The organism is Streptomyces sp., assembly GCF_050698815.1.
Classification (GTDB): domain Bacteria; phylum Actinomycetota; class Actinomycetes; order Streptomycetales; family Streptomycetaceae; genus Streptomyces.
Genome location: NZ_JBOHCV010000669.1, coordinates 1 through 11,142 on the forward strand (window position 1 = coordinate 1; position 11,142 = coordinate 11,142).

Genomic DNA, 11,142 nt, shown 5'->3' on the forward strand with positions numbered 1-11,142 from the left:
CGTCGTGCGCCGCCTCCCGGAAGGCGCCCAGTACGACGGCCGCCGTCTCCACCGCCTCCAGCCCCTTGCCCTGTACGTCCCCGACGATGATCCGCACCCCGAACGGCGAGGTCACCACCTCGTACAGATCACCGCCGATCCGGGCGTCGGCCATCGCGGAGGTGTAGGAGACGGCGGCACGCAGAGGTCCGGCGCCGCGCGGTACCGGGCGCAGCAGCACCCGCTGCGCGGCCTCGGCGATCGACCGCACACTGGCGAGTTCGGCCTCGCGACGCTCCCGCAGCGCGGTCGCCGCGACCCCGGCGACCACGACTCCGGCGACCGAGAACAGCGTGGTGTAGCCGCGGCGCTCGCCCAGTTGATCATTGTAGAAACTGAGCATCAGTGACAGGGCCAGGGCGAGGGCCCCGATCAGCGCGCTGCGCCGGACGTTTCCGATCAGCCCGGCGAACGCGGGGCCCAGGGCCATCATCGGCAGGAAGCCGATCCCGGGACCCGCGGCCACGTCGACGATGACGACGCAGCCCATGGCAAGGAAGGGAAACGCCGCCAGCAGACCTGGCCGGAACCGAAGGGTGACCAACGTGTGCTCTCTTTCTTGACGAGACAGGCGCCGGACACGTGCAGGCTATGCAATGCGGCCTATTCCGGACAGCAAATCTGAGGAATGCGGGCCCGGAACCGGGCCGAACCGGCCCGTCGGCCGCCCGCGGGCGTCAGGTCCGCGGGCGGCTTCGCCGCGGGCCTCAGCCCGTGGGCCCCGCCATCAGCCCGGCCATCCATGCCTCGACGTCCGTGCTGCTGCGCGGCAGTGCGGACGAGAGGTTCCGGTTGCCCTCCGCCGTCACCAGGATGTCGTCCTCGATCCGGATCCCGATGCCGCGGTACTCCTCGGGGACGGTGAGGTCGTCCGGCTGGAAGTACAGCCCCGGCTCCACGGTCAGGCACATGCCCGGCTCCAGGGTGCCCTCGGCGTAGCTCTCGCGGCGGGCTGTCGCGCAGTCGTGCACGTCCATGCCGAGCATGTGGCCCGTGCCGTGCAGCGTCCAGCGGCGCTGGAGCCCCAGCTCCAGAACCCGCTCCACGGGTCCTTCCAGCAGGCCCCACTCCACCAGCCTGGCGGCGAGCACGCGTTGGGCGGCCTGGTGGAAGTCGAGGTACTTGGCGCCCGGTTTGACCGCCGCGATGCCGGCCTCCTGCGCCTCGTGCACGGCGTCGTAGATCTTCCGCTGCAGGTCGGTGAAGCGGCCGTTGACCGGCAGGGTCCGGGTGACGTCGGCGGTGTAGAGGGTGTGCGTCTCCACGCCGGCGTCCAGCAGCAGCAGGTCGCCGGAGCGGACCGCTCCGTCGTTGCGCACCCAGTGCAGGGTGGTCGCGTGCGGGCCCGAGGCGCAGATGGAGCCGTAGCCGATGTCGTTGCCCTCGACGCGGGCGCGCAGGAAGAACGTGCCCTCGATGTAACGCTCGGAAGTGGCCTCGGCCTTCTCCAGGACCCTCACGACGTCCTCGAAGCCGCGTGCGGTCGACGCGCACGCCGAGGCCAGCTCGCCGATCTCGAAGTCGTCCTTGACCAGCCGCATTTCGGAGAGGAAGACCTGCAGCTCGGTGTCGCGCTCGGCGGTGACCTTGTCGGTGAGGGTGTGCTCGACGGCGGCGTCGTAGCCACGCACCACGCGTACCGGGCCGGTGGCGGCACCCAGCTCGCCGGCGACTGTACGGACGTCCGCGCAGTGCACTCCGTACAACTGCTGTGCCTCGCTGAGGCTGTGCCGCCGGCCGACCCACAGTTCGCCCTGGCCGTCGAGCCAGAACTCGCCGTTCTCCCGGTCGGAGCGGGGCAGCAGATAGAGCGTGGCGTCGTGTCCACCGCCCGCGGCGTCCGGCTCCATGACGAGTACGCCGTCCTCCGTCTGGTTACCGGTGAGGTAGGCGTACTCGACAGCGGCGCGGAAGCTGTACTCGGTGTCGTTGGAGCGGGTCTTGAGGTTGCCCGCGGGGATCACCAGGCGCTCGCCGGGGAAGCGGGCGGACAGGCGCGCGCGGCGGTCCGCCGTGTGGCCGGACTGGGCGACGGGCTCCAGTCCGCGCAGCTCCGTGTCCGCCCAGCCGGCCTTCATGTTCTCGGCAAGCTCGTCGGATACGCCCGGGTACAGGCCGTTCTTCCGCTGCTTGATCGGCTCCGCGTCAGCGGGGTGCGCCACGTCTGCCTCCTCTTTCTGGTGTTCGACCGCTTTCCATCGTATGGGTGCGTATGGGTGCGCGATACCAGGTTCGGAGCGTGCGACGGTAACCCCGTGTGAAGGCGTGGTCTACAGTCCGGCAGCCGTGTGTTTCAGAAGCGGGCGGCGAGCAGGACGACGTCCTCGGGGTGGTCCTGCTGCTCGGCACGCCCGTCCGGCAGGGCGGCGCGCAGCACGTGGTCGACCAGTGCGTCCGGATCGGCCTGTACGGAGGGCGGTGCGCAGGCGGCGGCGGCGTGCAGCCGGGCGAAGGCGCGGTCCAGCTCCTCGCCGGTGCGGTGCAGCAGGCCGTCGCTGTAGAGGAGCAGCGTCTCCCCCTCGTACAGCGTCAGCTCAACGCTCGGCGCCTCCCAGCAGGCGAGCATGCCCAGTGGCGCGGAGAGCGTCGTCTCCACGTACTCGGTGCGGTGCGGTCCGACGATCAGCGGCGGGCAGTGTCCGGCGCCGGCGAGCAGGATGCGGCGCACGGACGGCTCCACGTACGCGAAGAGCGCCGTCGCCGAGCGGGCCGGCTCGGTCAGCCGCAGCAGCAGCTCCAGGTCGGAGAGGACGGCGACGGGATCCTCGCCCTCCATCACCGCGTACGCCCGCAGGGAGGCGCGCAGCCGTCCCATCGCGGCCACCGTGCCGGCGCCGCTGCCGGTGACGCCGCCGACGGTGAGGCCCAGGGCGCCCTCGGGCAGCGGGAGCACGTCGTACCAGTCGCCGCCGCCGCGTGGTCCCGTACGGTGCCGCACGGCCATCGCGACGCCGGGCACCCGCGGGAGTCTGCTGGGCAGCAGCCCGTCGCGCAGGGCGGTCAGGTCCGCGCGGGTACGGGCGAGTTCGAGGTGGCGGGCGATGTGTTCGGTGGCGTTGCGGAGGTAGAGGCCGAGCAGGTGGCGCTGGCGTGCGGTCGGCTCGGCGGGCTCGTCGTAGAGCCAGACGGCGGCGCCGATCCGGGGCGCTGCGGGGGTGGCGAGCGGGGTCGCGTGGCTGGCGGCGTAGCCGAGCCGGGCGGCGACCTCGCGGTGCCGGGGGTCGAGGGCCTCGTCGGTGGCGATGTCGGGGTGGGTGATTTCGGGGTACGGGTAGGCCAGGTCGCCCAAGTCGCCCAGGTCCTCACTCCGGGGATCGACGCCACCGCCGCTGCCGCGGTCATCGGCGCGGTCGCCGCCGGCCGCTGTCGGGAGCCCGTCGAGGATCCGGGCGTAGGAGGACGAGCTGCGTGGCACGGTCTCCAGTTCGCCGATGTCCGCGCGGCCGAGGCCGAGGCCGATGGTCCGCTCGGGCCCGTTGCTCTCGACCGCCTCGAGGGCGATCAGGCCGCGCTGGGCGCCGACGAGAGTGGCCCCCGCGCGGAGCGTTTCGCGCAGCACGTCGTCGAGGGTGGCGGCGCCGGCGAGGCGTTCGTTGAGCTCTTGAAGGGTCGTCAGGTCGGTGACCCAGCTGGCCAGCCGGTCATGGACAGCGGCGGACTGCTCGGCAGCGGCAGCGGCGCCGCTGCCCGAAGCGGGAGGCGCAGTTTGCGCTGGTGGGGAGATCACGGGTTTGAATCCGGCCACTTTCGACCGCTGCGGGGCGCTCATGGGAGCGGTCTCCCCGCACACTTCATCTCTCTGCATAGCATCGCAAACCCCCATGTCACGCTGCTCCGCTGGCAATGCACAAGATGTACACGCACCGATGACACGATGTCCAGCATTGGCCTTGCACTACGAATGGTGTCCGGGTGCCGGTGCCGACTTCACGGGGGCGGGCCGTGGTGAGGGCAAGTTGGCGTAAAATCGTCGCTGTGAGGCGGCAACTGCTGTCGACTGGAGAAAGCGTGCCCACTTTCCCGCTGTTGCGCTTCGCGGAACGGACGGCCGGCCGACCGGTCGGCTGCGAGACCGAAGGGATCGGCACAGCGGTCGGGGGTACGGAACCCGGTGAGGGGGGCAGCGCGTCTACAGGGGCGGTGGCCACGTCCCATTCCGGACCGACGGGCCCGCACAGCCAGCACAGGCGCACCACGAAGCGGTATCCAGAGCACCAGCACAGGTGACGGCAAGGACGCGAGCGCCCGATCGGCGCCACCTTCCGCCATGCCCCACGCCCGGCCCACGGCATGCATGATGCGCTTCTTACGCACGGCGAGCAGCGACGACGTGTGGTGATGCACTGGATGATCTCTGTCGAGACGATCTGTTGGCGTTAACGGAAAGGAACGAGCGCACATGCGCGAGATCCTCAAAAGGCGACGCAAGAACCGGTCATCGCCGCGCGACGCGGCGCTCCACTGCGCCACCCACTGGGCGTGGCCCGTACTGCCCGGCGCGCCCCTGAGCCCGCCCTCCTCCGCGACCCGCCGGTCCGGAGAGGCGCCCGCCGCGGCGTGTTCCTGCACGGACGCCGACTGCGTGGTGCCCGGGGCGCACCCTTTCGACCCGGTGCTGCTGGCGGCCACCACCGACGCGGGGATGGTTCGCTGGTGGTGGACCAACCGGCCCACGGCACCGCTGATTCTCGCCACGGGCGGCCGTGCCCCGTCCGCGCTGAGCCTGCCCGCCATCGCGGGTGCCCGCGCGCTGGCCGAGTTCGACCGGCGGGGCGAGCGGCTCGGACCGGTCGTCGCGACGCCCACCCGCTTCACCCTGCTGGTGGCGCCGTACGCGCTCGCGGAGCTCGGCGAGCAGCTCTACGCCCATGACTTCGTGCCCAGTTCGCTGCGCTTCCACGGCGAGGGCGGCTACGTCGCGCTGCCGCCCTCGGAGACCGGCCCGGGCCGGGTCCGCTGGGAACGGGAGCCGGCGGCCGCCGAGGATTACCACCGGGCGGGAGGCGTACAGGACGGACGCGGAGCCGGACGGCGCGCGAGGCGGGACGCCCGGCGCGGCGGTCTTCCGCTCGGCGTGCCGTGGCTGCCGCGGATGCAGCGTGTGCTCGACGTCCTGGTCGAGGCGAGCGCGACGGCGCCCGACACCGGCACCAGCCTCACGTACTGAGGTCCGTCACTCGTACGGGTAGGAGCTGGCGGGAGTTGTACGGGAAACGGGCGGTCGGGCCCCCGGGGCGGCCCCCGTTGCCCGATATGTTCGCTGCACAGTCCCCCCTCCCTCCCCGTACCGATGTGCAGATGGGCCCCTCATGCTTCAGCAGCAGTCGCCGCGCCGTGCGCCGTACCTTCCCCTGATCACGCTCGCCGGCACGGTCGCGCTCGCCGTCGGGCTGCCGCTCGCGGCGGCGACCGCCGGCCCGGCCGACTCCTCCGTCGCGTCCCCGGGAGACGGCGAGAAGCGCCACGGCGGCGTTCGGACGACGGGGGCGGACGGCGCGCACGGCGCACATGGCGCGGGTGCCGTGGACGGCGGACCGAGCGGACCCGGCGCGGACCGCGGCGCCGCCGTCTCCTCCGCCGTCTCCTCCGCCTCCTGCGGCCCCGAAGTCGCCACGCCCGAGGGCCTGGAGGCGCAGACCTGCGTCCGTACGGAGGAGCAACGGACCTGGGCCCGTACGTACTACCGGAACGCCACGGACTCCCCGCTGCGCGCCGTCCTCATCCTGATGCGTCCCGACGGCAGCTCGATGCGGGCGCACTGCGCGCTGCCCGCCGCCGATGAGCCGGGGTTGTGCGAGACGCCGCGGGAGCGGCTGCGTGCGGTGCCGCGTGCGGCGGACGGCCGGGCGGAGCGGTACTCGGCGATGGCGGAGATCGGATCGGCGGATCAGGACCGGATGTTGCTCCGCTCCGGCAGCAACTCGCCCATGCGATAGGCGAGTTGCGGGGCGCGGCGGAACGGCGTCCGGACCCGCGCATGGAAGAACCCGGTCGCTGGCGACGGGGGATGCACCAGCGACCGGGCTCCTAGAAAGGTAACAAGAGATCCGCCGTTAGCAAATTCGATCGCGCGGATCCGGACGTTGATTTACCTGTCAGTATGCGCAGTTACCGGTCAAGTGTGACGCGAGTCACGGACACACTTTCTCCCTACGGCGGTGGCGGAATGGTCTATTCCAGCTAGCTCAGCGTCACCTGGCGGTTGGTGAGGCCACTGCGCGCCCGCCGCTCGTCGGCGGTCAGCGGTGTGGTCGTGCCGAGCGCGTCGGTGAGCCGCTCCGCGAAGGCCGCCGCCGGCTTCTCGCAGTCCGCTGAGGTCATCGAGCCGGGCAGGTCCCATACGGGCACCGTCAGGCCGTGCGCGCGGAACGAGCCGACGAGCCGGGTGTCTTCGCCGAGCGAGGACCCGCCGGCGGTCTGCAGCCGTGCGAGCGCGTCCAGCAGCTGCTCCTCGGGATGCGTCATGACCCAGCGCAGGTGGTTCTTCTCCGGCGTTTCACACCAGTACGCACCTTCCGCACCGGTGAGCCGGGCGGTCGGAACAGCGGCCGAATTGGCTCGCTCCAGGGACGCGGCGACGTCACCGGACGCCTGGTCGGCCTCGCCCCCCAGCCAGAAGTCGAACCCGGTGTGCACCTCGGGTGTGAACGGCGCGTTCAGGTCCAGCAGGTCCTGCAGCCGCGGCCCGTCCGGCGCCGCACGCCCCGCTGCCACCGGCGAGCCGGGGTCGGTGGCGAGCGCACGCCGCAGGGTGTCGGCGAGGTCCCGGCTGATGTCCCCGGAGGACATGTCGTTCTGCAGGCCGATCAGCACCTCGCCGTTGTCGCGGCGCAGCGCGGGCCACGCCATCGGCAGCACCGTCGCGAGCGTCACCGACGGGACTCCGTCCGGCAGTCCGTCCTTGAGCGTCAACGGCGCCGTCGCGGCCGGCACCAGCTCGCGCAGCGCGACCCAGTCGGGCTCGCCGGGAAGTCCCTCGAAAGGGCGCCGTACCAGCTCGGTGACGGCGTGCGCCGCGGCACGTCCGTGGCACGCCTTGTAGCGGCGACCGGAACCGCACGGGCAGGGCTCGCGCGCGCCGACGACGGGGACTTCACCGTCGACGGGCTGCGGGGCGGTGGCCTTGGGCAGGGGGCGGCGCTTCTTGGCCATGGCGTGCGGTTCTCCAGGTCTGGGGTCGGCGGCCGGGCCGGCGGGGACCGGCGTCCGCGGTACGGGCGGTCGGCGTGAGCCTAGTACCCCTCCCGGCGACTTTTGCCCTGTCGCCGCCCATCACGCACTCCCTCTGGCTGCTCCCCCTGGCTGCTCCCCTGGCGGAGACAGGGGGAGTGCCCCTGGGCCTGCGGCCCGGGGAGGCCCCAGCGCTGGACGACGCTTCTCCACGGGCAGACATCGCCGGTCACGGCCCCGGCACCGTGTCAGGCAGGGTTCACGCCGCTCGCCGCGCTGGCACCGCCGTCTACCCGCTCAGCGCAGTTCGTCCGCCGTCGCCAGGTCCAGGGCCAGGCTGTCCGCCAGGCCCTCGCCGATTCCGCCGTCGGGGGCCAGCACCACCCAGACGGTCACGCCCCTGGCGTCGGCCCTGGCATCGATCTCCGACTGCCGCCTGCCGTCGGTGAGTTCGTAGGACTCCTCGCGGACGCCCCAGTCCTGGGCGAGAGCGCCGATGATGGCGAGGCCGCGCCCGCCTCGGGCGCTGATCGAGGGAGTCGCCGGAAGAGGCCGGGTGGGACCGCCGCCGTCCGTGACGGCAATGGTCAACTCGCCGGCCAGGTCCCGTTTCCAGCTTGCCCGCACGGAGTCGTCGTAGCCCAGTGGCCTCGCGTGCCGGCAGGCGTTGCTGAGCAGTTCGGAAAGGATCAGAACGGCGTCGTCCACGGCCGTGTCGCCGGCCCCGCTCGCGACGAGGTCCGCGCGCATTCTGCGTCGCGCGGCGCCCACGCCGGCCGGACCGTACGGTACCGCCATGGTCGACGAAGTCGGCACATTCTGTGCCATCACCAACGCCACCCCCGAGACCTCCTTTGCCCCACGCCAATTCGATGAATGCCCCGAGGACGGCGGGCGGAAACCGGCCATGCGCGATCGCTTGACGCATCGGTGCCGATCGATTAAAGGGTGGATGCGCCGGTGCACTCCAGGTAAGAGCCCTGGAAAGAGGGCGAATTGGCATCCCGAGACGTCCGCGGAAGCGGTCCGTGCCTGGCGTGAGTGTGTCGTACGTAACACGTCCGGCAAGCCCGGCGGTCTCAGCGCACTTGCGACAGCACTTGCCGTGGCCGGTTGGTGATCACCGCGTCGACGCCCAGCCACAGGCACAACTCGACGTCCTCCGGCTCGTTCACGGTCCACGCGTGCACCTCGTTGCCCATCCGGTGTGCGCGCGCCACGTATTCGGGGTTCGCCCGCAGGATGCGGATGCTGGGTCCGGCGATCCGCACGCCGGCCGGCAGCCGCCCGTCCCGGTGCCGTGGCAGCAGAAGTTGCATGAGATAGACGGTGGGGATGTGCGGTGCGGCGGCCCGTATGCGTTGCAGGGAGCGGGCGGAGAAGCTCATCACCCGTACCGGCGTGACCGGCCGGTGGCGTTCCAGCAACTGCAGCAGCCGTGCCTCGACCTGACCGGCCCAGCGGCTGGGGTGCTTGGTCTCGATCGCGAGCTCGACGGGCCGTGGCGCGTCGGCCACCAGCTGGAGCAGCCGTTCCAGCGTGAGCACGGAGGTGCGGTCGCTCTCCTCCTGGTCCGGCGACTCGTACGGGTCCTCGTCCGGTCCCTCCTTCTTCCACGAGCCGAAGTCGAGCGCGGCAAGCTCGGCCAGCTCGAGGGCGGAGACGGCGCCGCGGCCGTTGGAGGTGCGGTTGATGCGGCGGTCGTGTACGCACACGAGGTGGCCGTCGGCGGTGAGCCGCACATCGCACTCCAGGGCGTCCGCGCCTGCCTCGATGGCTTTGCGGTAGGCGGCCAGCGTGTGCTCCGGCGCGGCCTCGGAGGCACCACGGTGCGCGATGACGGACAGGGGGCGGGCGGGGGAGAGGCGCGACCCGGCACGGATCTCATTGCTCACCGGGATATCGTGCCACCGCGACCCGGATGGCCGCCGGGCGGGCCGGTTGCGGATGTGTCCGGTTTGCCCGGCGTAAAGGATGGTTCCCCAGACCCGTGCGGCGGTTTACGCCCGTCTGACGCATCATGGGAAAGGCTGTCTGCGACACCCGAATACGTGAACGTCCGGGACCGCGATGTCGTGTACCTGATGAGGAGATAGCTGTGAGCACCGAGCACGAGGGCGCTGCCGCCACGCCAGCGGCGGGGCCGAACCCCACGCCCCCCGCGGTGCACGAGACGGGGGCTCACGATGCGACTGCCGCGACTGCCGGAGGGCGTACGCCCGAGCGCCCGGCACCGACCTCCGACGCCGACCCGCAGGGGCTGAGCATGAACGAGCCGGATTCCACCCCGCCCGTACAGCCCGCTCACCCCGGGCAGCCACCTCAGCCCACCCAGCCGCCGCCCGCCTCGGCGGCGGGCTTCGGCGAGCCGGGACAGCCGGGACAGGGTGGTCAGTGGGGTCAGGGCGGCCAGTGGGGAGCCGGAGCTCCGGGTGGGCCGCCCTCGTACGGCGGTGGTCCGGGTGGGCCGGGCGGTCCCGGCGGTTCAGGCGGACCGCACAACCCCTGGGGCGCGCCGCCCGTACCAGGCGGCCCCCCGCCGGGCGGCAAGCGGTTCCCCACCGGACTGATCGTCGCCGTCGTCGCGGCGGCCCTCGTCGCGGGTGGCCTCGGCGGCGGCATCGGCTTCTGGGCGTCGGAGGCGGGCGACAGCTCCGGCACCACCACGATCACCTCGGGCGGCGACCCGAAGACGCTGAACCGCTCCCCCAAGTCCGTCGCCGGCATAGCGGGTAAGACACTGCCCAGCGTCGTCACGATCGAGACCTCGGGCGGCGGCGATGAGGGCACCGGCACCGGCTTCGTCTTCGACAAGCAGGGTCACATCGTCACCAACAACCACGTCGTCGCGAGCGCGGACGGCGGCGGCCGCCTCTCCGCGACCTTCTCGGACGGCAAGAAGTACGCGGCCGAGGTGGTCGGCAAGGCGCAGGGTTACGACGTCGCGGTCATCAAGCTCAAGAACGCCGACGACCGCAAGCTCGCCCCGCTCCCCCTCGGCAAGTCCAACGAGGTCCAGGTCGGTGACGCGACCATCGCGATCGGAGCGCCGTTCGGCCTGTCCGGCACGGTCACGACCGGCATCGTCAGCGCCAAGAACCGCCCCGTCGCCTCCAGCGACGGCCAGGGCGGCGGCAACGCCTCGTACATGAACGCCCTGCAGACCGACGCCTCCATCAACCCCGGCAACTCCGGCGGTCCGCTGCTGAACGCACAGGGCGCCGTCATCGGCGTCAACTCCGCGATTCAGTCGGCGGGCGGCGGCAGCGGCATGGGCCAGGGCCAGTCCGGCAGCATCGGCCTCGGCTTCGCCATCCCGGTCAACCAGGCCAAGCGCGTCGCCACCCAGCTCATCAAGACCGGCACCCCGGTCTACCCGGTGATCGGCGCCACGGTGACCATGGACCAGAAGCGGAGCGGCGCCGTCATCGCCGACAAGGGCGAGGGCGGCCAGAGCGCGGTCGCCAAGGGCGGCCCGGCCGACAAGGCCGGCCTGGAGTCCGGTGACGTGATCACCAAGCTCGACGACACGGCGATCGACAGCGGCCCCACCCTCATCGGCACCATCTGGACCCACAAGCCGGGCGAGCAGGTGACGATCACCTACGAGCGGGACGGCAAGGAGTCCACGACCGAGGTCACCCTCGGCTCCCGCAAGGGCGACCAGTAAGTGGCCGTCCTGATCGTTCGCTAGGCTGTCCCCGCGTCGCCCTCAGGGACGACGCGGGGAGGTGTGCCCGAGCGGCCGAAGGGAACGGTCTTGAAAACCGTCGTGGCAGCGATGTCACCGTGGGTTCAAATCCCATCGCCTCCGCGCAGTTGAAGAACACGCACGTCAGAAGGGGCGCCCGGGAAACTGGGCGCCCCTCCGTGTCTCATCCTGTCTCACGTTTCTCACGCTGGACCAGTCTCCACGGACAGGCCACGGACAGA

At 71.8% G+C, this 11,142-nt stretch carries 8 protein-coding genes, 1 tRNA gene and 1 pseudogene; 4 read left to right on the forward strand and 6 right to left on the reverse strand.

What is annotated here, in order from left to right:
• The 3 genes and pseudogenes from ACRDP3_RS24010 to ACRDP3_RS24020 form a co-directional block, all read right to left on the reverse strand.
• Positions 1–529, reverse strand: a pseudogene (locus ACRDP3_RS24010) (hypothetical protein); the annotation flags it as partial.
• Positions 530–746: 217 nt separating this feature from the next.
• Entirely contained in the window at positions 747–2,201 is a 1,455-nt protein-coding gene (locus ACRDP3_RS24015) for an aminopeptidase P family protein (RefSeq protein WP_431519084.1), read from the reverse strand.
• A gap of 131 nt (positions 2,202–2,332) precedes the next feature.
• Complete coding sequence (locus ACRDP3_RS24020) at positions 2,333–3,808, reverse strand: PP2C family protein-serine/threonine phosphatase (RefSeq protein WP_431519085.1); 1,476 nt, start codon at positions 3,806–3,808, stop codon at positions 2,333–2,335.
• Positions 3,809–4,438: 630 nt separating this feature from the next.
• Here ACRDP3_RS24020 and ACRDP3_RS24025 point away from each other — a divergent pair.
• Both ACRDP3_RS24025 and ACRDP3_RS24030 read left to right on the forward strand, forming a co-directional pair.
• Entirely contained in the window at positions 4,439–5,206 is a 768-nt protein-coding gene (locus ACRDP3_RS24025) for a bifunctional DNA primase/polymerase (protein WP_431519086.1), read from the forward strand.
• Between the two features lie 142 nt (positions 5,207–5,348).
• Positions 5,349–5,975, forward strand: a complete 627-nt coding sequence (locus tag ACRDP3_RS24030; RefSeq protein ID WP_431519087.1) for a hypothetical protein — start codon at positions 5,349–5,351, stop codon at positions 5,973–5,975.
• 244 nt (positions 5,976–6,219) lie between these two features.
• Here the strand turns inward: ACRDP3_RS24030 and ACRDP3_RS24035 are convergent, their stop codons facing one another.
• The 3 genes from ACRDP3_RS24035 to ACRDP3_RS24045 all read right to left on the reverse strand — a co-directional run bounded on the left by ACRDP3_RS24035 (position 6,220) and on the right by ACRDP3_RS24045 (position 9,104).
• Positions 6,220–7,191 carry a DUF5926 family protein gene (locus ACRDP3_RS24035; protein WP_431519088.1) on the reverse strand — a complete coding sequence of 324 codons (972 nt, stop codon included), beginning with the start codon at positions 7,189–7,191 and terminating at the stop codon, positions 6,220–6,222.
• Between the two features lie 315 nt (positions 7,192–7,506).
• On the reverse strand, positions 7,507–7,980 hold the full coding sequence (locus tag ACRDP3_RS24040) for an ATP-binding protein (RefSeq protein ID WP_431519089.1): 474 nt from the start codon (positions 7,978–7,980) through the stop codon (positions 7,507–7,509).
• Positions 7,981–8,288: 308 nt separating this feature from the next.
• The gene (locus ACRDP3_RS24045) at positions 8,289–9,104 is read right to left on the reverse strand and encodes a glycerophosphodiester phosphodiesterase family protein (protein ID WP_431519090.1); all 816 of its coding nucleotides are present in this window, start codon (positions 9,102–9,104) and stop codon (positions 8,289–8,291) included.
• A 203-nt stretch (positions 9,105–9,307) separates the two neighbouring features.
• Between ACRDP3_RS24045 and ACRDP3_RS24050 the strand changes: the two genes are divergently transcribed.
• Both ACRDP3_RS24050 and ACRDP3_RS24055 read left to right on the forward strand, forming a co-directional pair.
• On the forward strand, positions 9,308–10,879 hold the full coding sequence (locus ACRDP3_RS24050) for a S1C family serine protease (protein WP_431519091.1): 1,572 nt from the start codon (positions 9,308–9,310) through the stop codon (positions 10,877–10,879).
• 57 nt (positions 10,880–10,936) lie between these two features.
• Positions 10,937–11,023, forward strand: a tRNA-Ser gene (locus ACRDP3_RS24055).
• Positions 11,024–11,142: the final 119 nt, after the last annotated feature.